The 23,879-nt window shown below is 39.8% G+C and carries 23 protein-coding genes and 1 pseudogene; 19 read left to right on the forward strand and 5 right to left on the reverse strand.

Annotated features, from left to right (window positions below):
- The 10 genes and pseudogenes from STRMA_RS00005 to STRMA_RS10030 all read left to right on the forward strand — a co-directional run.
- Nucleotides 1-1,634 (forward strand): FtsK/SpoIIIE domain-containing protein (locus STRMA_RS00005; protein WP_040841383.1); only part of this gene is annotated, 1,634 nt, incomplete at its 5' end.
- 22 nt (nucleotides 1,635-1,656) lie between these two features.
- Nucleotides 1,657-2,118, forward strand: a complete 462-nt coding sequence (locus tag STRMA_RS00010; RefSeq protein WP_003081654.1) for a hypothetical protein — start codon at nucleotides 1,657-1,659, stop codon at nucleotides 2,116-2,118.
- A gap of 69 nt (nucleotides 2,119-2,187) precedes the next feature.
- A complete protein-coding gene (locus STRMA_RS00015) occupies nucleotides 2,188-2,799 on the forward strand; it encodes a lipase family protein (RefSeq protein WP_003080170.1) in 612 nt (203 codons plus the stop codon).
- Nucleotides 2,796-3,278 carry a hypothetical protein gene (locus STRMA_RS00020; RefSeq protein WP_003081631.1) on the forward strand — a complete coding sequence of 161 codons (483 nt, stop codon included), beginning with the start codon at nucleotides 2,796-2,798 and terminating at the stop codon, nucleotides 3,276-3,278. The genes STRMA_RS00015 and STRMA_RS00020 overlap by 4 nt, the downstream gene beginning before the upstream one ends.
- Nucleotides 3,262-3,981 (forward strand): triacylglycerol lipase, encoded by a 720-nt coding sequence (locus tag STRMA_RS00025; protein ID WP_412093830.1) that lies wholly within the window; start codon nucleotides 3,262-3,264, stop codon nucleotides 3,979-3,981. The genes STRMA_RS00020 and STRMA_RS00025 overlap by 17 nt, the downstream gene beginning before the upstream one ends.
- 44 nt (nucleotides 3,982-4,025) lie before the next feature.
- The gene (locus STRMA_RS00030; RefSeq protein ID WP_003078632.1) at nucleotides 4,026-4,502 is read left to right on the forward strand and encodes a hypothetical protein; all 477 of its coding nucleotides are present in this window, start codon (nucleotides 4,026-4,028) and stop codon (nucleotides 4,500-4,502) included.
- A complete protein-coding gene (locus STRMA_RS00035; RefSeq protein ID WP_003078545.1) occupies nucleotides 4,495-6,222 on the forward strand; it encodes a hypothetical protein in 1,728 nt (575 codons plus the stop codon). Before STRMA_RS00030 ends, STRMA_RS00035 begins: the two co-directional genes overlap by 8 nt.
- Nucleotides 6,223-6,246: 24 nt before the next feature.
- Nucleotides 6,247-6,507: a hypothetical protein gene (locus STRMA_RS00040; RefSeq protein WP_040841392.1), complete on the forward strand. Its 261-nt coding sequence runs from the start codon at nucleotides 6,247-6,249 to the stop codon at nucleotides 6,505-6,507.
- Between the two features lie 9 nt (nucleotides 6,508-6,516).
- On the forward strand, nucleotides 6,517-6,876 hold the full coding sequence (locus STRMA_RS00045) for a hypothetical protein (protein WP_003080051.1): 360 nt from the start codon (nucleotides 6,517-6,519) through the stop codon (nucleotides 6,874-6,876).
- 528 nt (nucleotides 6,877-7,404) lie between these two features.
- Nucleotides 7,405-7,629, forward strand: a pseudogene (locus STRMA_RS10030) (hypothetical protein); the annotation flags it as partial.
- A gap of 185 nt (nucleotides 7,630-7,814) precedes the next feature.
- Here the strand turns inward: STRMA_RS10030 and STRMA_RS00055 are convergent.
- Complete coding sequence (locus STRMA_RS00055; RefSeq protein WP_003080059.1) at nucleotides 7,815-8,114, reverse strand: YbaB/EbfC family nucleoid-associated protein; 300 nt, start codon at nucleotides 8,112-8,114, stop codon at nucleotides 7,815-7,817.
- Nucleotides 8,115-8,443: 329 nt separating this feature from the next.
- On the opposite strand from STRMA_RS00055, the gene sufB reads away from it, so the two are divergent.
- Nucleotides 8,444-9,862, forward strand: coding sequence for a Fe-S cluster assembly protein SufB (sufB, locus tag STRMA_RS00060; protein ID WP_003079489.1), 1,419 nt, complete (start codon nucleotides 8,444-8,446; stop codon nucleotides 9,860-9,862).
- 177 nt (nucleotides 9,863-10,039) lie between these two features.
- Here sufB and STRMA_RS00065 read toward each other — a convergent pair whose 3' ends face one another.
- A complete protein-coding gene (locus tag STRMA_RS00065; protein WP_003078570.1) occupies nucleotides 10,040-12,328 on the reverse strand; it encodes a Xaa-Pro dipeptidyl-peptidase in 2,289 nt (762 codons plus the stop codon).
- Nucleotides 12,329-12,440: 112 nt separating this feature from the next.
- Here STRMA_RS00065 and gla point away from each other — a divergent pair, with 112 nt between their 5' ends.
- From gla to STRMA_RS00080, 3 genes are all read left to right on the forward strand, one after another.
- Nucleotides 12,441-13,292 carry an aquaglyceroporin Gla gene (gene gla / locus STRMA_RS00070; protein ID WP_003080729.1) on the forward strand — a complete coding sequence of 284 codons (852 nt, stop codon included), beginning with the start codon at nucleotides 12,441-12,443 and terminating at the stop codon, nucleotides 13,290-13,292.
- A 203-nt stretch (nucleotides 13,293-13,495) separates the two neighbouring features.
- Nucleotides 13,496-14,260 carry a CppA family protein gene (locus STRMA_RS00075; RefSeq protein WP_003079474.1) on the forward strand — a complete coding sequence of 255 codons (765 nt, stop codon included), beginning with the start codon at nucleotides 13,496-13,498 and terminating at the stop codon, nucleotides 14,258-14,260.
- Nucleotides 14,257-15,213 carry a serine hydrolase domain-containing protein gene (locus STRMA_RS00080; protein ID WP_003079715.1) on the forward strand — a complete coding sequence of 319 codons (957 nt, stop codon included), beginning with the start codon at nucleotides 14,257-14,259 and terminating at the stop codon, nucleotides 15,211-15,213. Before STRMA_RS00075 ends, STRMA_RS00080 begins: the two co-directional genes overlap by 4 nt.
- 107 nt (nucleotides 15,214-15,320) lie before the next feature.
- On the opposite strand, the gene STRMA_RS00085 is transcribed toward STRMA_RS00080, so the two are convergent.
- Both STRMA_RS00085 and pflB read right to left on the reverse strand, forming a co-directional pair.
- A complete protein-coding gene (locus tag STRMA_RS00085) occupies nucleotides 15,321-15,758 on the reverse strand; it encodes a GNAT family N-acetyltransferase (RefSeq protein ID WP_040841681.1) in 438 nt (145 codons plus the stop codon).
- A gap of 58 nt (nucleotides 15,759-15,816) precedes the next feature.
- On the reverse strand, nucleotides 15,817-18,141 hold the full coding sequence (gene pflB, locus STRMA_RS00090; RefSeq protein WP_003080274.1) for a formate C-acetyltransferase: 2,325 nt from the start codon (nucleotides 18,139-18,141) through the stop codon (nucleotides 15,817-15,819).
- A gap of 233 nt (nucleotides 18,142-18,374) precedes the next feature.
- Here pflB and dinB point away from each other — a divergent pair, with 233 nt between their 5' ends.
- Nucleotides 18,375-19,481, forward strand: coding sequence for a DNA polymerase IV (dinB, locus tag STRMA_RS00095; protein ID WP_003082146.1), 1,107 nt, complete (start codon nucleotides 18,375-18,377; stop codon nucleotides 19,479-19,481).
- A gap of 141 nt (nucleotides 19,482-19,622) precedes the next feature.
- Here dinB and STRMA_RS00100 read toward each other — a convergent pair whose 3' ends face one another.
- Entirely contained in the window at nucleotides 19,623-20,435 is an 813-nt protein-coding gene (locus STRMA_RS00100) for a Cof-type HAD-IIB family hydrolase (RefSeq protein WP_003079760.1), read from the reverse strand.
- Between the two features lie 96 nt (nucleotides 20,436-20,531).
- Here STRMA_RS00100 and STRMA_RS00105 point away from each other — a divergent pair, with 96 nt between their 5' ends.
- The 4 genes from STRMA_RS00105 (at nucleotide 20,532) to STRMA_RS00120 (ending at nucleotide 23,874) form a co-directional block, all read left to right on the forward strand.
- A complete protein-coding gene (locus tag STRMA_RS00105; protein WP_003081960.1) occupies nucleotides 20,532-21,128 on the forward strand; it encodes a DUF1361 domain-containing protein in 597 nt (198 codons plus the stop codon).
- Between the two features lie 78 nt (nucleotides 21,129-21,206).
- Nucleotides 21,207-22,637 carry an NCS2 family permease gene (locus STRMA_RS00110; RefSeq protein ID WP_003081251.1) on the forward strand — a complete coding sequence of 477 codons (1,431 nt, stop codon included), beginning with the start codon at nucleotides 21,207-21,209 and terminating at the stop codon, nucleotides 22,635-22,637.
- Nucleotides 22,638-22,913: 276 nt separating this feature from the next.
- Nucleotides 22,914-23,357, forward strand: a complete 444-nt coding sequence (tsaE, locus tag STRMA_RS00115; RefSeq protein WP_040841683.1) for a tRNA (adenosine(37)-N6)-threonylcarbamoyltransferase complex ATPase subunit type 1 TsaE — start codon at nucleotides 22,914-22,916, stop codon at nucleotides 23,355-23,357.
- Nucleotides 23,350-23,874, forward strand: coding sequence for a GNAT family N-acetyltransferase (locus STRMA_RS00120; protein WP_003080287.1), 525 nt, complete (start codon nucleotides 23,350-23,352; stop codon nucleotides 23,872-23,874). The genes tsaE and STRMA_RS00120 overlap by 8 nt, the downstream gene beginning before the upstream one ends.
- Nucleotides 23,875-23,879: the final 5 nt, after the last annotated feature.

A 23,879-nucleotide genomic window follows, 5' to 3' on the forward strand; every position in this document is an offset into this window, starting at 1 on the left:
AGGGACTTATTTTGCCGCAGCCTTGGCTGCCGCCCTTGAGCACTGAGATTTTTGTACAGGATTTACGCCAAGACTGTTTCCAAGACCTCTGGCAAGGTGAAAGCCGCCTAGAAGCTATCATCGGTATGGTCGATATTCCGAGTGAACAAAGGCAAACGGTCGGAACTTATGCGTTAGCTGACGATGGGAACTTAGCCATTTTTGGCGGTCCGTCGATGGGGAAATCAAGTCTTTTACAAACCATCGTTATGGACTTGTCCAGACAACAGACACCTGAGCAGATTCACTTTTACATTTTTGACTTTGGAACGAGCGCCCTTTACCCCTTAAAAAACTTGCCTCATACGGCTGATTTTATCACTTCGGATCAGGAAGAAAAGTTGACAAAGTTTATGGATCTCATGAAGCGGGAAATCCAGTCACGCAAACGGCTTTTTAACCGTCATCATGTCAACTCCAAAGCAATGTACCAAGCTGTAACAGATGAAGCCCTGCCTCAAATTATGATAGTGGTGGACAATTATGAGGGCTATAAAGACATTCAAACCGAGCAGCTGCGAAACGGCTTTGATACCTTGACCCAAACACTGGCCAGAGACGGTAACAGTCTTGGGATAACGGTTATTGTCAGCGGCGGCCGCTTGGCAGCTATTCGCCCAGTCTTACTGGCCAATTTCAAGACTCGCCTGAGCTTAAAATTAACAGATGAATCAGAGATCAAAACGATTATGGGGCATTACACTATGTCTACGGAAAGTATTGCAGGCAGAGGACTTATAACGATAGAAGAAGTCGAGGTCTTCCAAGCAGCCCTTTCTAATCGAGGCGCAACTCCAGTCCAACGCCTTCAAGCCTTACGTCAAGAAATTAGCCAGATGGATCAATTCTGGCAAGGTGACAGACCCGCAGAAATCCCAATCGTTCCAGAAGAAATTTCACTGGCACAATTTATGGATCGGGCAGATACAAAAAATGCCATGGCCAAGCCAGCCTTACCGCTTGGTTTGGACATGACAACAGTCGAAACGATTGCCCTTGATTTTTCTGCTTTCAGGCACCTCATTGTCTTCTCAGATAATTCAGAGCAGATCCGCCTGATGGTTGATCGCCTTATAGCGACTGTGAGCCAGTCAAACTGGAGCCTCACAACCCTCTTGCTAGATGTTAACGAGGATTATCCAAATTACGAGTCAAAGGTATCGCACTATGTCAGTGATCCGACTCTCCTGAGTGATATGACGGATTTTATGGTTTCAGAAATTAAAAATCGAGAAACGGATGGATGGGATCAATATTGTATCGCCTTTATTCCTGATTTAGAGAGCTATGAGAAAGTGTCTGGATTAAGCCAGACCGAGTTGGCGGCGCTCATGACGAGAGGCCCGAGAGTTGGCTTTTTCATCATAGTAGGGACAGCCTATTCTTATTTAGTAAGCATTCATCCCGTGCCAAAGTATCTTAAGGAAAACGGCCAGTATCACTTTATCGGTATGAAACTCAGTGATCAGAATTTCTTGGATAAGGCTTACAATGCCAAGGAAAGGCATCCAGCTATGGATGAGGCCTATATCCATAATCGTAAAACTTATTACAAATTGAAATTAAGTCATAACAGCACAGAAGCAACATTCTAAGCTCAACATAAAGGAGGCTTTTATGAAACGATCCACCAAGATCACCTTAATTAGTTTAACAACACTAGCCATTTTAGCAGGAATAGGAGCTGCCGTGATGGTAATGAGCGATTTAAACAGCCGATATCAAGCCCTCGGAAAAGAAAGGCTAGAGCAAGAAATTAAGGAAGCTGAGAAAAAGAAGCGAGAAGAGGAGAGGGCAACCAAGGAGAAGCAGGTAGCTTATCTTAAAGAACATGAACAAGAAATGACAGGATATGTCAAATCACAAAATCCAGAAATAACTACTGTAAAATTTGATTGGGATAGTATTCGTGTGGTCACAGCTGGCAATGGAACTCCACAAGGAGGAAGTAAAGTTTTATTAATTTTTGGTTATGCTAACGGAAGTAAATTGACAAATATTAAATTAAAATTTGCTGTTGATAAAGAAAATATTCCTAAAATTGATTCAATTACTTCAGATAATTTAAACGATATTTAATAGTATATAAATGACCAAGTAGATTGGGCTAGTATTTAGAAGTTCATAATAATTAAGAGAAGAGTGTCTATGACTAACTGGAACCTAGAAAATTTTGATAGTATTTATGCTTCCCTAGCAGAGAGTGCCTATACTACTCGTCCTGATTCCTTTGCGATGAGTGACTTAAAGGCTGATCGGAAGAAGAGACTAGAAGATGGAGAATCTGTTAGATTCGACTTTTCACAAGATGTTAAGAAAGATGGCCAAGTCACCCAAGGCGGTCAGCACTTTGACAGCACCGATCCCAACAACGACGGGATTGTCTACCTGCAGCCCGATCAGAAAGGGCTTTTAGAGGACAAAGAGTCTGGTTATAATGCCTATTACCTGTCTGAAAACGAGACCATCAACCAGGATACCCACCAGACTTATTTCGTGGTGCGCGGCAGTGATGGGATGGGCGTGGATACCCTTAATGACTGGATTAATAATGATGCTCGCTTTGCGCTCACTGATGACTATATTCCCCAAGCTAAATTGGCTAATAAAGCTATGAAAGCTAAGATAGCTGAATTGGAGGAAAAAGTCCCCAAGGCCAAGATGAATGTGACCGGTCACTCGCTTGGAACCATAGTATCAGCTCAAGCTGTCGCCAATCTTAGCTATGATGAGCTGGATTCGTGTAGGAGTCTCTTATGAAGAAAAGTACTAAGATCACATTAATCAGTTTAACAACACTAGCCATTTTAGCAGGAATAGGAGGAAGCCTAATGGTAGCCAATGATTTTAACAGCCGCTTTGAGGCCTTTGTCAAAGCCAAACGCGACCAAGAAGCCAAAGAAGCCGAAAAAAAGAAACAAGAAGACAAGATGACAACCAAGGAAAAGCAGCTGGCCTATGTCAAAGAACACCAGCAAGAGATTGTGAAATTAATAAAGTCACAAAGTTCCAAGGTAGAATCCGTTCAAATTGATTGGGATGAAACAAAATGGAGTGATGGTGGACTTACTAAATCAGAATACTATATTAATCTTTATGGCCATATTAATGATATTGAAGATTCAGGATGGGTTGTTGATATTCCACTCAATGATGATAACAGTGTTAATATGAGTGTTAATATGGATGAAATGTATGTAGCCAATTCTATAGATATTGGAGGTGAACCAATTGAGTAATTGGAGTTTGGAGAGTTTTGATAATATTTATGCTTCATTAGCCCAGTCAGCTTATACAGGAAGACCAATTGTCTTTGATTATAGTAGCTTAAAAAAAGATCAGCAGAAAGCACTCGATTCAGGCCAATCTGTTAGATTTGATTTTTCACAAGATGTTGAGAAAAAAGGCCAAATCACCCAAGGTGCTTCAGGCGACGGTTACCCCGATAAGAGTGATCCCAAGGCCAGTAAAACGGAACTCTACCTCCAGCCCGACCAACAAGGTCTCTTGACGGATGAGAAGACGGGCTATCAGGCTTACTATGTGTCAGATACTGCGGAGATTAACCAGGATACCCACCAGACTTATTTCGTGGTGCGCGGGAGTGATGGCTTTGGGATTGATACGGATAAGCTAGCCAAAGATCCCTTGGACTATCTGGCCAATATGAACCCCAGTGACTTCAACTACGAGGACTGGATTAACAATGACATGGCTTTCGCCCTGACGGATGCTATTGTGCCCCAAGCTGGGGAAGCGACCAAAGGCATGAAGGCTAAAATCGCCGAACTCAATGCACGGGCAGCGTCTGATGCCCAGATGAGTATCACGGGGCATTCTCTTGGAACGATTGTTTCCATTCAGGGAGCCGCGGGTCTCAGCCATGCCGAACTGCAAAAAGTGGATCAGATTGTCCTCTTACAAATTGAAATTAAGTCATAACAGCACAGAAGCAACATTCTAAGCTCAGCATAAAGGAGGCTTTTATGAAACGATCCACCAAGATCACCTTAATTAGTTTAACAACACTAGCCATTTTAGCAGGAATAGGAGGAAGCCTAATGGTAGCCAATGATTTTAACAGCCGCTTTGAGGCTTTTGTCAAAGCCAAACGCGACCAAGAAGCCAAAGAAGCCAAAAAAAAGAAACAAGAAGACAAGATGACCACCAAGGAGAAGCAAGTAGCCTACCTTAAAGAACACCAGCAGGAAATTGTGGATTTTGTGAAACAATCTAATCCTAAAATCGAATCCGTGCAGATTGATTGGACGGATGTACGATGGGGGGAAGCTGGAAATGGAACTCCCCAAGGCGGAGGAGATATTGTAAATATTTATGGTACATTCAATAATATTGAAGATTCTGGGTGGAATGTTACGATTGAAATCAAGGATGGGCAACCAGATATGGATACGATGATGTTAACTAATGGATTAAGTATAGGAGGACAGCCTTTTGAGTAACTGGAATTTAGACAATTTTGATAGTATTTATGCTTCATTAGCCCAGTCAGCTTATACAGGAAGACCAATTGTCTTTGATTATAGTAGCTTAAAAAAAGATCAGCAGAAAGCACTCGATTCAGGCCAATCTGTTAGATTTGATTTTTCACAAGATGTTGAGAAAAAAGGCCAAATCACCCAAGGTGCTTCAGGCGACGGTTACCCCGATAAGAGTGATCCCAAGGCCAGTAAAACGGAACTCTACCTCCAGCCCGACCAACAAGGTCTCTTGACGGATGAGAAGACGGGCTATCAGGCTTACTATGTGTCAGATACTGCGGAGATTAACCAGGATACCCACCAGACTTATTTCGTGGTGCGCGGGAGTGATGGCTTTGGGATTGATACGGATAAGCTAGCCAAAGATCCCTTGGACTATCTGGCCAATATGAACCCCAGTGACTTCAACTACGAGGACTGGATTAACAATGACATGGCTTTCGCCCTGACGGATGCTATTGTGCCCCAAGCTGGGGAAGCGACCAAAGGCATGAAGGCTAAAATCGCCGAACTCAATGCACGGGCAGCGTCTGATGCCCAGATGAGTATCACGGGGCATTCTCTTGGAACCATGGTCTCTATACAGGGAGCCGCGGGTCTCAGCCATGCCGAACTGCAAAAAGTGGATCAGATTGTCCTCTTTAATGGACCGGACGCGACGAAGAGCTTACAAAAGGCAGGTTACAGTAAAGAACATATCCAAGAGCTTGGGAGTAAAACCACTTACTATGTCAATCCCTTTGATCCCGTCAGTATGCTCAATCGAGAGAAGCCATGGGAGGAACAGCTGGGAACTGTTAAAGTCATTGTTCCCATGGAGTATACGAGCATGACAGATAAGCATTCCTCCCATGACTTTGGGGCTTATCAGATCGATAGCCACGGGAATCCCTTGGCGGCTTCTGCTGACTATCACCCTGAGCTCCTAACAGCCGGGCATGATTTGGCGGCCTTAGAAAAGAAAAGTATCGATAAGCTCAAGGAATATATCCCCGAGGATCTTATCCAAAGTATCGTCGCCCTCAGTCCTGATGATTTTAATGAACTGGCTAAGCTAGCGCAAAAAGTGGCTAAAAATCCAAGTTTGAGCGGTGGTGCTGAAGTGATAGAGATGGCGGCTAAATTAGGCATCAATGTGAGCGATCTTGTTAGTGCCCTGACCCATGCCGGCGAACTCAAGGATGTTTTCCAAAATTTCCAGAAAGAATACCAGGCCATCATTGACAAGGCCAAGAAAGAAAGCCTCAAATGGACTCGGGATAATATCAATAGTTTCCACGATAAGATAAAACAGGCGACCGGGGCACAGAAGATCCTGCTGCGGACAGAGCTGCTCTACATGGCGACCCAGCTGGCGGAAGAAGATGTCACGAATAAGGTTGAAGCGGCCAAGAAACATATCAGTGATGTTAAGGATGAGGTTAAGGTGCTTTCCGAGATAGCGATAGCCGCATCAAAAGGCTTAGGGGCGCACCTCAGCGACAGTGAGATTGAAGAGCTGACATCAGAGATAAAAATGTCCAATATTTGGGATGAGGGGACAGAAGAGGCCGATAAGGCTGCGCTGGATACTTATAAGAATAAAATGTCTACCTTTGGTTCCGATTTAGTCCTTGCGGCTCAAAATATTGAAGCGGTTGATAGCCAGCAGGCCGGAGATATTTTCGCTAATTTATCTTAAAAATAACTATCAGACTGGAGAATTATTGTGAAGGATCTTAAAGAATTTCTAAAAAAGCAGGAGCAGGCAGCCATTAAGGCAATTGTTTCAGCAGCCTCTTCTGCTGTCAAAAGTAAGGGAATCAGCTTAAAATCAATGCTAGATAAAGATGCGAAAGCTTTGAAAAATTATACCTCAACTTATAAAAAGAACATTGCAGATGGCTTAGAAGGCCAAGCAGCGAAGGCAGCATCGGATTTTCTCACCCAGCTTCCTAAGCCTAATTTACAAAATCCTATTAGCTAGGAGGGAATGATGGCAGATATTAACATTAACAAAATTAGAGAGCTTGATGATCAGTACGAAGCCGATTTGAAAAATATTCGTAGGAAGCGAGACAGTTTAGAAGAAGATTACCACCATTTTATGCAGGTAACAGATCATCTGAAAGAACAGGTTTATCAAGCCACTCTAGGGCATGGAATGGAACTTTCTCCAGCAGCTAAGGGCCATTTATACCAAATGGACATTAATACAGATGATTTCACGTCAGAATTTCATCAAGAAATAACTAAACTGGATGAAGAGCAATCTCAACTGAAAAGAGAATACGCCAAGCAGGTTGATAAAATTTATGAGGAAGCTCGACAAAAGCAAGGAGATACCAGCTCTTAAGAGCATAGATTTTAACGAAGGAGCATGCTTAATGCTAAAGCAGATTTCAAAAAAAGAGTCTGAATAATAACCACTAAGGCAAGTTTCTTAGGTGGCAAGGAAAAGTTATGTTTAAAAAGAAAGTTATTTAGTGATATGAATGAAAAAGAAGTCTCTTTTTAATGCGAATTTTGAGGAGAGTCGCCACTTGTGGGGAAACCCTAAGTTAGGCCGACTGACAGCAATCTACCAGTGGCTGGAACCTAGGTATAAGAAAAAGGCGAGTGATTGACCTTTTCGGCTGATGTCTGTCCTTTTATCTTTGGTCTATCCGTTGGGAATCAGTGGCTAACTCGTCTTGCATGCCTCTCATTGGCTGGATCCTCATAGGAGACAAGTCGAGATTGCCTATTAGCATTTGGCTTTAACGCCTTTTATCGTCTATTTAATAGGGCTGACCCTTTGGCTAGCTCTATTAGTTTTGCGAAAAATAGCCAAATCAGCCTTTTTGAAGGCTTATTTCTGGCAGTTCCAGCAGAAGCTAGGGCTAATCAAGAGCTTCGCTTTTCTCCGCATTATGTCGTTTTGATTACAGATGAGTCCTTGGTGATGGATCATGTTATCATGGAGTATTTTGCCAAGGATCCGACATCCTTAGGCTGCAGTTTGATTTTTGTTCAGGATATTATGCGTTCGCTGTCAGAAAATGTTCAGACAGTAGTACGTGTCAAAGACCAGCTGACTGGAGAGCTTGTGATGGGAGAAGGGGTTATTTCCTATCGAACTTTTAACGCAAAACAGGCTTTAGAACTAACTTATGTTATTGGAAAAAAGATCTAGTTCAAATATCATTCTTGCTTATAATAATGGCTAATGCTAAATGACTAATTTAGCCTTTAAAAAGTTAAAAAAACTGACTTAGCTCTAATAGAGAGGCTAAGCCAGTTTTTTAATGACTATTAAAAGGGTAATTTCCCTGCAAAGGCTCCCATTGTTTTTTGCGTAGCACTTTCAATCTGACTCAGTGCATCATTAACTGCCTGAGCCGTCATATCTTGCAGGGTTTCTGTATCGTCTGGGTCAACGACAGCTTCTTTAAAATCAATCGCTACTAGTTTCTTATCACCTGTAAAGGTTGCTGTAACCAGTTCCTGTGCTGATTTGCCAATAAAGGTTTGCTGTGCTAATTCAGCTTGTTTGCTCTCCATTTGTTTTTGAAGTTTCTGTGCTTGCTTCATCATATTTTGCATATTCATCATAAGATTTTTAAGATTCCTTTCCTGTCAAGGGTTTGAGCCTTGTTTAGATTGGTTTGCAGAAATCAAACTTGCCTTACTGAAAAGTGCGAATCCAGCTAACCAATCTGTTTTTCATTATATCATTTTTGCTTGCTGAGGGGAAGCTGTCATTGGAAAATCATAAGGTGAAATCACTTTCTTTCAATGGAAAAAGAATACAGATTTGCAGTCTTGAAGAAGATAATGCTCTGTTAGACTTATCTCTAAAAAAATTGCTGTTTTTCTAACCAAAAAGAATAGAAAAATAAGAGAATTTTTAGTATATTAGATATATTAAAGAAGGTGAAGTAATGTCTGAAATAAGTAAGCAAGTAAGGCCAAAGCCTATTGATTTAGGCGATTATAAGTTTGGTTTTCATGATAATGTTGAACCAATTGTCTCAACAGGAAAGGGTGCGACAGAAGCTGCTGTAAGAGAACTGTCACGGACAAAAGGAGAACCTAAATGGATGTTAGATTTTCGTCTGGAGGCTTTGGCAGCTTTTCACCAAATGCCTATGCCGGATTGGGGGCCTGATCTATCTGAATTGGACTTTGATGAAATTATATATTATCAAAAAGCTTCTGAAAAAGCGGAGCATTCTTGGGAAGATGTCCCCGAAGAAATCAAAGAAACCTTTGAGCGTATTGGGATACCAGAAGCTGAGCGCCATTATTTGGCTGGAGCTGTTGTTCAGTATGAATCAGAAGTTGTTTATCATCATATGAAGGATGAGTATGACCGTTTAGGAATCATTTTTACAGATGCCGATACAGCTTTGAAAGAGCATCCCGAACTTTTTAAAAAATATTTTGCTAAAATTGTCCCGCCGAGCGATAATAAATTAGCGGCCCTAAATGCCGCTTTTTGGTCAGGAGGAACTTTTATTTATGTTCCTAAAGGTGTTCAGTGTGAGATTCCTCTTCAGACCTATTTCAGGATGAATCATGAAGAGACGGGGCAGTTTGAGAGAACCTTGATCATTGTTGATGAGGGAGCCAGTGTTCATTATGTTGAAGGCTGTACGGCTCCTATCTATTCAACAGCCAGTCTGCATGCCGCTATTGTTGAGGTTTATGCTCTAGAGGGTTCGCAAATGCGCTATTCTACCATTCAAAATTGGTCTAATAATGTCTATAATCTTGTCACCAAGCGTGCACGGGCAGATAAAGATGCGACTATTGAATGGATTGATGGAAATTTAGGGTCGCATACGACGATGAAATACCCTTCTGTTATTTTAGACGGCGAAGGTGCCCGCGGGACAATGCTTTCGATTGCTTTTGCAAACAGCAAACAGATTCAGGATACTGGGGGTAAAATGATCCACAATGCTCCGCGAACCAGTTCTTCTATTGTTTCAAAATCAATTGCTAAAGGCGGCGGTGAGGTTAATTACAGAGGACAGGTAGTTTTTAGCAAACAGTCCCAAAAATCTGTCAGTCATATTGAGTGCGATACGATTATTATGGACGATCTTTCAAAATCAGATACTGTACCCTTTAATGAGATCCACAATTCGCAGGTTGCTTTGGAGCATGAAGCTAAAGTATCTAAAATTTCTGAAGAGCAGCTGTATTACTTAATGAGTCGCGGGCTAACAGAAAGCGAAGCAACTGAGATGATTGTTATGGGCTTTGTTGAGCCTTTTACCAAAGAGCTTCCTATGGAATATGCACTTGAGCTGAACCGGCTTATTTCCTATGAGATGGAAGGATCGGTAGGCTGATGATAGACTACCGTCAGTCATTTTCAATGACTGTTAGCTTAAACTATTCTTACAGCCCCAGTGTTTTTGATGGGGGTGGGACTGCAAAATCGTTTTTCTGTCAAAATACGATTGAGACCTGCTCTCTTTTATTGTAGTTAAAATCATCTTTAATAGTGAGTTTTTGGGGATAAACTGCTAAAGCGATTTGTCTATTTTAGGAATAGCCAGGCTGGATTTTTCCATATCAATTGTTAAATGATAATGGCTGTTATCACGAATGGTGTGTTCAAAATCAGTTGTATAAAGGAGGAGGCGAAGAGTGTCTCCTTTTTTCAGCTGATAAATACTAGGCTGCAAGAGCAGCGTAAAAGTCATCCATTCATCGGGAATGACAGGTTCAATTGTTAGAAGCTTATGGCGATTTTGGAGATTAAGGACACTTTTAGTGATAACACGGTAGGCAGTCTCTTTGAAAGGCAGCTCACGCAAAGCTTCACGGGAAAAATTCTGTCCATTGTCAATACTGTCTGCTTCAAGAATACGGGGAATATCTGTCAGTCGTTTTTTGCTTCCCCAATCAAGCAGCTGAACAGATAAGAGACCCTTATTGCTGCTTGATTTGAGCCTAATAGTCAATTTTATCTGTCCGCTAATCAGCAGATCTTCCTCTACTGTATAGTCTATAAGAGCGGCATTGGCCTGTCCTGCAAAAAGAGCTTCTTTAAAGGTGGAATACTGCTTGCTGTAATCTTTAAAAGTATCTTCTGGATAATGGTTTTCAATCGTTTGGAGATGTTTGCCAAGCGGGAGTATTTTTGTTTGGTCTTCTCCCCACTTGTTTAAGCTTTTCCAGGTTTGTTCCTGAGTATTGTCCTGCCAGATAATCTCAGGCAGCTGAAAATGATTTTGATAGCCCAATAATTCAGCTGTTAAAAGGGCATTCATACTTTCTCGAAAATCAATTGATTGCCAGTTATGGAGATAGACATGGGAGCCTTGATGAAGGAAGAGGTGTTTTTGAACCTGCTGAGGCAAGGCCTTAAAGATTTGATAAACTTGATTTGGCTTCACATTCCAGTCTTGCAAGCCATGAGTATAAACGACATGCGCTTGTATTTTGTGAGCCTGCGGTAAGTAGTTGCGCTCATGCCAAAACTGATTATAATCACCGCTTGTCCGGTCTATTTGTTCAGTTTGTTCTGCCAGCATTTTTTGATACCATTGATTGTTTTGCAAATAATCACCGGCTGCTAGATTGCGTGAATAGGTTAATTCCGTCAGCACGTCTAGATCTTCTCCTGGATAACCGCCTGGACTGCAAACTAAACCGTTTTCCCGATAGTAGTCGTACCAGGAAGAAATAGCTGATTCGGCTATAATCACTTTGAGTTCTTTGATTCCTGTCGTTGCAAGTCCTGTAGACATTGTCCCTAAATAGGACTTGCCTGTTGTTGCGACAAGCCCATTGGTCCAGTCGGCGACGGCCTTTTTCCTTCGTTTATGATCAGTATAAGCATTAGCCCGGCCGTTTAGCCAGTCAATAACGGATTTAAAAGATTCAATTTGAGTGTAGTCACCGCTGGTCATAAAACCATCAGATCCCTTGGTCCCAATGCCAGAGACATAGATATTGGCAAAACCGCGGGCCAGTAAGTAGTCATTTAGGCTATAACTGTTAATATAAGAGAAAGTTTCCTCAGCCCGACTAATAGGAAGATCTGCTGTGTGAACGCTGCGCGGTTTGAAACCTGGATCTTTAACTGTAATTTCCTGGCTTTGTTTTACCGCTAATGTTCCTTCCATTTGATGCAGTCTTTTATCAGCAGCCCAGTCATTTGTCCCTTCATGATAAGGACTTGCTGTCATAATGACTGGCAGCTTTACTTTAGTTTTGGGCCGAATAATATTCACTTTAATCAGATCCAGTAAACCATCCTTATCAGTATCAAGAGGCGCTTCCACATAGATAGTTTCTCGAATTAAATTGCTGGTATTAAAAGTGGCTAAACTTTTGCCATTGAAAAAATGGTAAGTATTATCAGCTGGCAGAAAACCTTGGCTGATTAGCTTATCCAGCAAAATGTTCCCATTTTTAGTCCGGCTTCCAAGCAAATGATAAAGAGTTATCAAGAAATGATTTTCTTGGTAGCAAACGGGAAATTGTTTTTCTTTTAAAAAGCTAAAAGCATCTTGAAAGTCACTAAATGGTATAAAGTCAAGCAGTTGTGAGGCCACCCAGTAAAAGATAGTCTCTGTCAGCCCCTGCGAAGAGTCCCAAAATTCCTTAAAAGTGGTCTGTTTATCAGCAATAATGGTTTGAAAAAGATAGTCACTATCTGATTGTTGAAAGTAAACTTGCTTTATAAATTGTGCCAGATTTTCTTTGTTGGTCTTTTTTCTGCTTAAAAAAAAGCCTAGTTTTTGCAGCTCTTTTTCGGCAGTTTGGATTGATTTTGGCATATAACTGTATTGGTTGTATTTCATGTTAATCTTCCTTTAGGGAAACGTTTTAATTTTTTTATATCTTTACATTATGTATTATACTTGATAAAATAGTACTTGTCTAAAAAATTCAATTCGGAGGAACAAAAGACAAATGGACGTTACATGGACAGTGAAATATATCACTGAATTTTTAGGAACTGCTATCCTAGTCATATTGGGAAATGGGGCAGTTGCTAATGTTGAACTAAAAGGAACGAAGGGACATGCCAGCGGCTGGCTGACAATTGCTATTGGATATGGTATGGGGGTGATGATCCCGGCTCTTATGTTTGGTAATGTTTCTGGCAATCATATTAACCCAGCTTTTACACTTGGTTTGGCAACTTCAGGCCTATTCCCTTGGGCACAAGTTTTACCTTATATCTGTGCTCAGATGCTTGGAGCTATTGTAGGTCAGGGAGTTGTCGTTGCAACACATAAACCTTACTACTTGCAAACAACAAATCCTAATGCCATCTTAGGAACATTTTCAACAATCGTCAATGTTGATAATGGCAAAAAAGAAACGCGCAATGGAGCGTTAGTTAATGGCTTTATCAATGAATTTTTCGGTTCCTTTATTCTTTTCTTAGGGGCTATGGCAATGACCAAAAACTTTTTTGGCGGTGAAATCCTTCAATATGCTTCATCACAAGGTGTTGATGTTTCATCAATGCAGGCAAAACTTCAAATTGGTTCTCAGATCAATGCAGGCCTTGCAGTTGGCCATCTAGGACTTGGTTTCCTTGTTATGGCTCTGGTTACCTCATTGGGAGGTCCAACAGGACCTGCCTTAAACCCCGCTAGGGATCTTGGTCCTCGCCTTCTTCATTATTTCTTGCCTAAATCAGTTCTTGGTGAAAATAAAGGGGATTCCAAATGGTGGTATTCATGGGTACCGGTTATTGCTCCAATCCTTGCAGGTTTAGCAGCAGTTGCTTTATTTAAATACTTGTATACCTAAATAAATTAGTTCAATAATGACAGAAAAGAGGTTGAGATAAAGTCTCACCTCTTTTCTTATGTTTTCGGCTTGTTTAATAGGACAGCTATCTAATAGTTCAAAAATAAACTGATATAAAGAGAGCTTTATTTCTCTTTTTTTCTAATAATGTCTTGTCAAAAATAGGGTTTTTGTCTAAAATGTAAATGTGAAGGGAGAAGAAGATGGCACTATTTGAAGATATATATTTTTATTCACCCATTATCCGTTGCAAACTGCGAGACCGTCATATTGCCTTTTATCAGAAAACTCTAGGCTTTCGATTGATAAAAGAGGAAAATACACTGGTATCTTTTAGTGACTGGTCACAAGAAACAAGCCACTTTCAGCTTGAAGAAACCCCAGGACTTTTATCAAAAGACATTAGAGGGCCAAAGAAGCTGCACCAAATGATTATCAAAACTCCCTATCCTCAGGAAATCGAAAGCTTATTAGCCAATGGCGCTAAAGCAAGCAGAATTTTTAAGGGAGAAAAGGGTTATGCATTTGAAGCTTTTTCTCCAGAAAATGACTGTTTTTTACTGCATGCCGAAAATGATCTGGCTGCTTTAAAAGAGATAACAGCAGATCAGCTTAATTTTCATGCTTTAGAGGATTTTAAAGGTTTATCAGAGTTTAAGGTAGAGCGTATTATTTTGAATGTGCTTGATAAGAAAAGCTCACAAGCTTTTTATCAAGAGCTTTTTCAAAATCAATTTCCTCTTTCTCTTGATTTTGTTGAGACTAAAGGAGCTGATTTAGCAGCCGAACCTTACATCACCAGAGACTTAGAGATTTTGGAAATTCGTGTCCCCAAGGATTACGATTTAAAGGATGCCAAAGCCTATTTTGAAAGTAAAGGACAAAAAGTATATTTGGATAAGAGCGAGAAGGTTTTAGTTATCTCTGATCCTAGCCAAATTGAAATTTGGTTTCATAAAATCAAATGAGCTATCAAAAAATCATTGATAAGATAAAAGAACAAATTCAGCAGCATATTTATTTAGGAGCGAGTTTAGCACTTTATGATGGGAAGTGGCAGGAGTTTTATTTAGGAGAAGCTACTTCCCATCATAAGACAAAGGCAGGCCTTGTTTATGATTTAGCCAGTGTTTCTAAGGTGGTCGGTGTTGGAACCCTTATTATCTTTCTTGTTCAAGAGGGCAAGCTTAATTTAGATGCGCGTTTTCAAAGCTACTATCCTGACTTTCAAGATCCATCAGTGACTGTTCGTCAGCTCTTAACACATACAAGCGGTATCGATCCTTTTATTCCCAATCGGAATCATTTAAATGATTCCGAATTAAAAAGGGCGATTCATCAAGTTACTGTTAAGGCGGATAAATCATTTCATTATACAGATATCAATTTTATCTTATTAGGTTTCTTGCTGGAAAAAATTTATGGACAGAGCTTGAATCACATTTTACAAGAGCATGTTTTTGACTTATTTGGAATGGTAAAAACAAGTTTTGGACCTGTAAGAAATGCTGTTCCTACAGCAAAAAACATTCCTATAGGAACCGTCCATGATCCTAAGGCTCAAATTTTAGGTGTTCATACCGGATCAGCAGGATTATTCTCAACGTTAAAAGATCTAGAAGTTTTCACTAGTCATTATCTGAAGGATGATTTTGCTGCAGTATTGACTCAAGACTATGCTTTTTCTGATAAAAAACGCAGTCTTGCTTGGGATTTGCAAGGAGACTGGCTTTTGCACACAGGCTACACAGGAACTTTTGTCCTTATCAATATTCAAGAGCAAAGGGCTGCTGTTTTCCTATCTAATCGTACTTACGAAAAAGATGAGCGAGCCCAATGGATTTTAGATCGCGATGAATTGATAGGAGTGATTAAACAAGCTTTGTTGGAATCATACTCTTCGAAAATCTCTTCAAACTAGGTCAGCGTCATCTTGCCCTAGCTTAGCCTTGCCTGTAGCTAGCTTTCTCGTTTGCTTTTGGATTTTCATTGAGCATAAGGTTTTCATAAAGAAAAAGAGCGCTGTTTTTATAGCGCTTTTTCCATTAGAATATGCCTGATACCAGCTTCTTCGAATTCTTGGCCAATAGGTTTAAAATGCATTTTAAGGTAAAACCCTTGGGCAGCTATTTGGGCGTGCAAGTCCATTTTTTGAAACCCTTGTTTTTTAGCAAAGTCCATTGCAGCTTCTAAGATAATTTTGCCGTAATTTTTACCGCGGTTGCCAGACAGTACGGCCATACGTTGAAGCGTCACGCTGGATTGGCTCTTATCAGGAAGCAACCTGCAAGTAGCTGCAGCTTTTTCTGTCTCATCATACAAAACAAAATGAATGCAGTATGCTTCATTTTTATCTATTTCAAGTGCTAAGGGCACACCTTGCCCCTTGACAAAAACTGTCTGCCGGATTTTAATAGCATCTAGGTAGGTAGATGAGAGCGTATCACGAGTATATCTAATTTTCATAATCTTATTATAACAAAAGAAAGAGCCAGCAAGGGCTCTTTTCTTCATTTTCAATTTCCTAATTTCCTGAAATGCTTTCTGCAGCATCATCCATTGAAAGAACTTCGTGGAAGACACGCTGAGTCAATTCAGTTTTTTGCTCTTTCGTAAGGTATTTAGTATTAACACAGTAACCTGAAATACGGACAATGACATCTTCGCCAGACATAATCTTATCATAGACATCTTTAAGATCCATAACATTCAAATTAACATGCTGACCGCCATTTTCAAAGTAACCATCAAGAATAGTGACCAGATTATTCACTTGCTCATCATAAGTTTTACCAAGAGCTTTTGGAGAAACCTGAGTTGTCAGTGAAATACCATCAGCAGCATAACCAAAATCAAGACTAGCTAGTGAATTTAAGTTTTGCAGCCAGCCGCCGCGGGCTTTATTAGATGGGTTAGCACCTGGTGAGAAGAATTCAAGTTTTGAAAGATTGACGCTGCCGTCTTCATTAAGGTAAACCCCTTTATGAACTGGAGAGTTCCCTGTTTGTTTGGAATAAGCAACATTTGAAGTAATGGTAAGTAAGGATACTGTTGCTTCAGCATTCTTATACAGTTTATGACGGCGCAGACGGGTTGTATAGGCTTCAATCAGCCATTCTGCTAATTCGTTTGAACGAGGGTCGTCTTCACCCCAACGCGGATAATCTCCGACTGTTTCATAATCGTAAATATAGCCATCTTCATCACGGATTGGTTTTACAGTAGCATATTTAATAGCTGACAAGGTATCAACAGTATTGGCAAATCCACAGATACCAAATCCCATATTAGCGCGTTGACGTGTTGGCAAAAAGGCCATTTGAACAGCTTCATAGTTATACTTATCAGTCATATAATGAATGATATTAAGAGCATCCACATAAGTATCAGTCAGCCAATCAAGCGATTTTTCGAAGTTGGCTTTAACAGAGTCAAAATCAAGCACTTCATCACGAATTGGTTTGATATCAAACACTTTATAATCCTTGTGGACATCGTCATAGCCGCCGTTAAGCCCTGTCAGAAGAGCTTTAAGAACATTAACACGGGCACCGAAGTATTGGATATTGTGACGCTGCTCTTCATTTTCTGGATCAAGCGGTGATACACAGCATGAGATACAAGACATTTCACCATAGCCATCTTTAGCCATTGTGGTTACCCCTTCATATTGGATAGAAGAGTGCTTGTGGCTCATTACCATACAATAATGGCGGAAAGCATAAGGCAGTTTATCTGTCCAAAGAACGGTTAAGTTTGGTTCAGGAGAATTACCAATGTTATCCAATGTATTTAAGAAACGATAGTCCATTTTAGTGACACGATGGCGGCCATCGGCTCCCATACCAGCCATTGAAGTTGTGATGAATGTTGGATCACCAGAATAAAGCTGGTCATAAGCCTTTGTACGAGCAAATTTTACAGTACGCAGTTTCATAACGAAATCATCTACAAATTCTTGAATTTCGGATTCTGTAAATGTTCCGCGGGCAAGGTCACGTTCAGCAAAGATATCAAGGACAATTGGAACACGGCCTAAGGAAGTAGCAGCACCGTTGATGACACGAGCGACAGCCATAAAGGCGATATTAACCCACTGAATAGCTTCTTTAACATTCATGGCTGGCTTGCGAACATCAAAGCCATAAAGATCGCCAAGTTTAACAACTTCACCAAGTGCTTGGTACTGAAGGTTAACTTCTTCACGAAGACGGATAGATTCTTCATCAATCTCAGTAATAGCATTCCAGTCATTAACTTTTTCTTGCATCAGATAATCAGCTCCATAAAGAGCAAGACGTGCATAAACACCAATGATGCGTCCGCGTGAATATGCGTCTGGAAGACCTGTTACAGTGTGTGCATGACGCGCACGGCGGATATTTGAAGTATAAGCACGGAAAATACCATCATTAACGGTTGTTGTGTATTTGGTGAAGATTTCATGAACAGCAGGATCAGGTTCATAGCCATTTTCCTTCAAAGTTGTTTCAGCCATGCGGATGCCGCCTTTTGGCATGAAGTTTAATTTGAAAAGTTCATCATTTTGAAGACCAAAAATAAGTTCATTTTCTTTATCAATGTAGCCTGCTGGGATATCAGCAATAGAAGTTGGACGGGTATCCATTGGGAAACGCGTTTCTTCATAATGAGCTTTTGTCTCTTCTACAATTTTCTTGATTTTAAGAGAGCGTTCCGTTGCACCGGCTAGGAAACTTTCATCTCCATCGTAGGGGGTGTAATTGGCTTGAACAAAACGAGAAACACTTGCTTTTTCTTTCCAATCAGATCCTTTGAAGCCCTCCCAGGCTTTTTCAAAAATGTCTGTGTTAGTTTTAACAGTTGCCATAATGATTTTCCCTCATTTCTAGTAACAATCCAATCTGTTACATCTTTACAGCTACATTCTATCATACAGTAAACGGTTTCACAATGAAAAAGCAGCCTTGTAAACACTTTCTTTTATAATACAGAATGGCAAAATAGGTAAAACTGTACTACAAATGCTAAGATTGGCAGAATAGTAAATAAGATTGTATAATAATCTTGTATCATAACAACCAAAGTTAAGGAGGGATTATCATGCTTATATTTCCGCTTATTAATGACATCTCTCGGAAAATTATTCATATTGATATGGATGCTTTTTTTGCATCAGTGGAAGAGCGAGATAATCCTAAATTAAAAGGAAAGCCAGTTGTCATTGGAGCTGATCCTCGTTTAACCGGCGGCAGAGGAGTTGTTTCCACTGCCAATTATGTGGCTAGAAAATTTGGAGTCCATTCAGCGATGAGTTCCAAAGAAGCTTATGAACGCTGTCCACAGGCTGTTTTTATTAGAGGTAATCATACCAAGTACTATGAAGTAGGAATGCAGGTCAGAAAAATATTTAAACGTTATACAGATTTAGTAGAACCTATGAGTATAGATGAAGCTTACTTAGATGTTACTGCTAATAAACTCGGTTTGACTTCTGCTGTTAAAATAGCCAAACTCATCCAATATGACATTTGGAAGGAACTGCATTTAACCTGTTCAGCAGGGGTATCTTATAATAAATTTCTGGCTAAACTGGCTAGTGATTATGAGAAACCGCATGGTTTAACTGTTATATTGCCTGAAGAAGCCAAGACCTTTCTATCTTCTTTGCCAATTGAGAAGTTTCATGGAGTTGGTAAGCGATCGGTTGAAAAGCTGCATCACATGGGTGTTTTTACAGGCAAAGATCTGCAGGAAATACCTGAGATGACCTTGATTGATCTTTTTGGACGTTTTGGTTTTGATTTGTACCGTAAAGCGCGCGGTATCAGCAATTCACCTGTTAAAAGCCATCGCATACGCAAATCAATTGGCAATGAGAGAACTTATGCTAAACTGCTGTTTGATGATGCAGATATTAAACTGGAACTCTCTAAAAATGCTAAACGCGTGGCAGAAAATTTGGAAAAAAAGAAGAAAAAAGGAAAGAGTGTTGTGATCAAAGTCCGTTATGCTGATTTTGCAACGCTCACCAGGCGCAAAACACTAGAATTTGCAACACAAAGTTTTGAGATTATTGAACGTCAGGCTCATCAGCTATTTGATGATTTACCTGAAAAGGATTCAGGAATTAGACTTTTAGGGGTGACAGTAACAGCCTTAGAAGACAGTACTACAGAAGAGCTGTCACTAACTGCCGGAGATCTTTAAGAGAAATAGGATTTAATACTCTTTGGAAATCTCTTCAAACCAGGTCAGCATCACCTTGCCTTAGGCCATACTGCCTGCATCTTGCAATAGCTCAGAAAAATCAAATGAGGCCAAGGATTTTGATCCCGGCCTCTTTCTGGCTTATAAAAATATTTTTTCCAGTTCTTTGGCAACACCGTCATGATCATTATCAAACTGTGTCATTTTATCAGCATAAGGCAGCAGGACCTTACTGGCATTTTTCATGGCATAGCCAACACAAGCAAAAGCAAGCATCTGTGTATCGTTATGTTCGTCCCCAAAGGCAATTAAATTTTCTTGAGATAGATTGAGTGTTTTTAGCAGATTTTTAAGAGCATAGGCTTTATGGACACCTTTAGGAGAGAATTCTAAAATGTTCATCGGTCCGCCCCAGCTGCCAATCTCCATTTCATTTTTGAAATAGAGACGCATGTCATCAGCCAGAGCATATTTGTCAGCTGCTCGAGTCTGCATGAGTAAAGCATGAGGGTCGCGGGTAATTTTTTCAGGTTTTAGAAGCATCTGATCTGTGAATTTTTTGACGCCAAAAATTTCGGGCTTAATGGTTTGAGGATTGTTAAGTGTTAAATAAAATTTTTTGCGGTATTCGCTGGCGATAAAGTCTGCTTCAAAAGCTTTTTCGTTTTTTAAAACTTCAAAGAGGTATTTTCGATCAATGCGAGCTCTCTGTTCGCCAGCCCACTTTTTTTCTGGGATATGCGTTAGAGAACCGTTGAAATTAATCATAGGTGTTTTCAAGCCTAAAATTTTATAATATTCTACAGCCATACGATAAGGACGCCCAGTTGTAATGATAATGAAGTGTCCTTGTTTTTGGATTTTCTTGATAATGGCAATGGAATAATCTGAAATAGTTCCATCACTTTTCAGCAGCGTCCCATCTAAATCAATGGCAATCATTTTTTGTGTCATAGAAAAATTATAACAGAAAGGTTTTGATTAGAAAAGAAGCCAAGCTGCTTTTGCTAAAATATGTTATAATTTTATTTTGCTAGCAGGGAGGATGCTATGAAAAATAAATTAATTTTGAGCCATCTTTGTTTTGTGATTATTTCAGGAGCTTTCCTTTATTTTAAGATCACCCATACCTATCTCATTTGGAATATGTTTTTGGCACTTGCTGCTTTGGATTTTAGTTTTTGTTTGCATTATTTTAAAAATGCCTTTCTGACCTTTTTATCAGCCCTTTTGTGGTTCCTTTTTTATCCCAATACTTTTTATATGCTAACAGATATTGTTCATATGAATTTTCTGGCAAGTGTTCTTAACGATAGGAGCAGTTTAATTTTATACTTTGTCTTTTTAGCTAGCGTTTTGTTTGGCCTTTTATGCGGAGTTGAAAGTGTCCAGCAGGTCTTTAAACGTTTTGTCATTAAAGACTATTACTTTCGCTTCTTTTTGATCATCTTACTTTCTTGTATTTCTAGTCTAGCCATCCATATTGGCCGCTATGCAAGGCTGAACTCTTGGGATATTTTCACAAAACCAATGGCTGTTATCAGTGAAATCATGAAAGTCTTAACACCTAGTGCCTTTCCTTTTATTTTAGGTTTTACATTCATTCAAATCATGGTTCTTTTGTTTCTTGAGGGAAAAAGCGATTAATCAGCTCTTGAATGGAACTTAAACTTTAGCTATAATAAAAGCACAGCGTTCATATTTAAAAGGAGAACTTTATTTAAAATGGAAAAGTTTTTTAAGCTTAAAGAGAATAAATCAACTGTCCAAACTGAGGTGTTAGCGGGACTGACAACATTCTTTGCTATGTCTTATATTTTGTTTGTTAATCCGTCTATTTTAGGACAGACAGGAATGCCTGAGCAAGGAGTTTTTTTAGCAACAATTATCGGTTCTATTGCTGGTACTTTAATGATGGGGCTTTATGCTAATATTCCCTATGCCATGGCACCAGGGATGGGACTTAATGCCTTTTTTACTTATACGGTTGTCTTTTCTTTAGGCTATACTTGGCAGGAAGCTCTGGCTATGGTATTTATCTGCGGGCTTATTTCTATTGTTATCACCTTAACTAAAGTACGCCGCATGATTATTGATGAAATTCCAGATAGCCTGAAAAAAGCTATTAGTGCTGGTATTGGTGTTTTTTTAACTTATATTGGTTTAAAAAATGCTGGTTTATTAAGCTTTGCTATTGATCCTGGGACTTATACAGTATCTGGTAAGGGAGCAGATAAAGGGTTGGCCTCTATTACAGCTAATTCTTCAGCCACACCTGCCTTGGTTAATTTTAACAATCCTGCTGTCATTGTTGCCGTCATTGGGATCGTTATAACTGCCTTCTTTATTATTAAAAACATTAAAGGCGGTATTATACTCTCTATCATTTTGACGACTGTTATTGCCATTTTGGCTGGGATAGTTGATCTATCCAAAATTGATTTTTCAGCGAATAATCCAGTAGCAGCAGTAAAAGATTTAAAGACTATTTTTGGTGCAGCTCTTGGAAGCAAAGGATTAGGAGCACTCTTTTCTGATATCAGCCGTATTCCTGAAGTTTTGATGACAATTTTAGCTTTTGCCCTGACTGATATTTTTGATAATGTTGGAACACTCATTGGTACTGGAGCAAAAGCCGGAATTTTTGATATTACAGATGAATCACAATCAAATGGTTTGAAAAATAAGATGGATAAAGCCTTGTTCTCAGATATGGTAGGAACCACTGTTGGTGCCGTCGCAGGAACATCTAATGTGACTACTTTTGTTGAATCGGCTGCTGGCATAGGTGCAGGCGGTCGGACAGGCTTGACCGCAGTTGTAGTAGCAGCACTTTTTGCTGTTTCAAGCTTCTTTAGTCCGCTTTTAGCGATTGTTCCAACACAGGCAACTGCAGCAGTGCTGTTAATTGTTGGTATTATGATGTTATCAAGCCTTAAAGATATTGAATGGTCAGATATGAGTGAAGCGATTCCAGCTTTCTTTGCAACTATTTTTATGGGCTTAGCTTATAGTATTACACAAGGAATTGCAGCAGGTTTCCTCTTTTATACCTTCTCAAAAGTGATCAAGAAAGAAAGCAAAGACATTCATCCCATTATTTGGGTGCTGGATGTTCTCTTTGTCTTGAATTTTATAAGTTTAGCTATTTTATAATAACCATTTGATAAAGATAAGATAAAACGTGAAGGGCACTTCATAAGCTGGCTATTAACAATCCGGCTTATGAGGTGTTTTCTTATGAATTGAATAAAATGATGCTGATAAAAGGGCTGTTTATAAATGAAGACAAAAAGATCATCCCTAATTAAACTCTAAGCCCTATCATGAGACAAATGCAAATGGCCTATTCGAACTGCAGTCAGCAAGCAGAATCTGTTTCTTTTCTAGAAAATAGTTGGAAGAGATAAAACATTTTGATATAATATGGCTATGTTTTATAGCCAAAATGAAAATCAGCTCTTGGCCCTTGGTCAAAGAATAGGTCAAAAACTTAAGGCTCAGGATGTACTTGTTTTGACGGGGGACCTAGGGGCAGGCAAAACAACGCTAACAAAAGGAATTGCCAAAGGTTTAGCTGTTGAGCAGATGGTTAAAAGTCCTACTTATACGATTGTCCGTGAATATGAAGGAAGACTGCCGCTTTATCACCTAGATGTTTATCGCATTGGTGATGATCCTGACTCTATTGATTTAGATGATTTTCTTTTTGGCGACGGTGTAACAGTTATTGAATGGGGTGAATTGCTAGATTCTAGCCTCTTGGGCGATTATCTGACTATTCGTTTAGATAAGTTAGATGATGGCAGACAAGTGAGCCTTATTCCGCATGGGCTGCGCAGTCAGCAGTTGGCTAAGGAGATAGAAGATGCTTGAAGAAAAGGAAGTCGTCTTTATAGAAGCTCATGCTGAAGATGCTGCTGGCTTTATTGAGTTTCTGAACCAAGTAAATCAAGAAAGTGATTTTCTGATAATAGATCCTCTTGATCCTGAACAAGAACTTGAACAGGTGGCTGATATCTTGGCAGAATGTTTGCTTTCAAATGACCGCCTCTGTCTTCTGGCAAAGATTGATAGGGAGATCGTTGGACTTATCAGTGTTATGACTGATCGTAAGCCCCGCTTAAAGCATATTGGAGATGTTTTTATGGCTGTAAGCCGTGATTACTGGAATCATGGGATAGGTCAGATTCTGATAGAAGAAGCCATCATTTGGGCTAAAGAAAATCACATTTTAAGACGCTTAGAGTTAACCGTACAGGCCGGCAACAGCAGAGCTGTACATATTTATCAAAAATTTGGATTTAAAATTGAAGGCACTAAAATTCGAGGTGCTAGTACAGAAGATGAGGAGTTTCTTGATGTTTACCTTATGGGTAAATTGATTGACTAAAAGTA

The sequence above is a fragment of the Streptococcus macacae NCTC 11558 genome (assembly GCF_000187995.2).
Lineage (GTDB): Bacteria > Bacillota > Bacilli > Lactobacillales > Streptococcaceae > Streptococcus > Streptococcus macacae.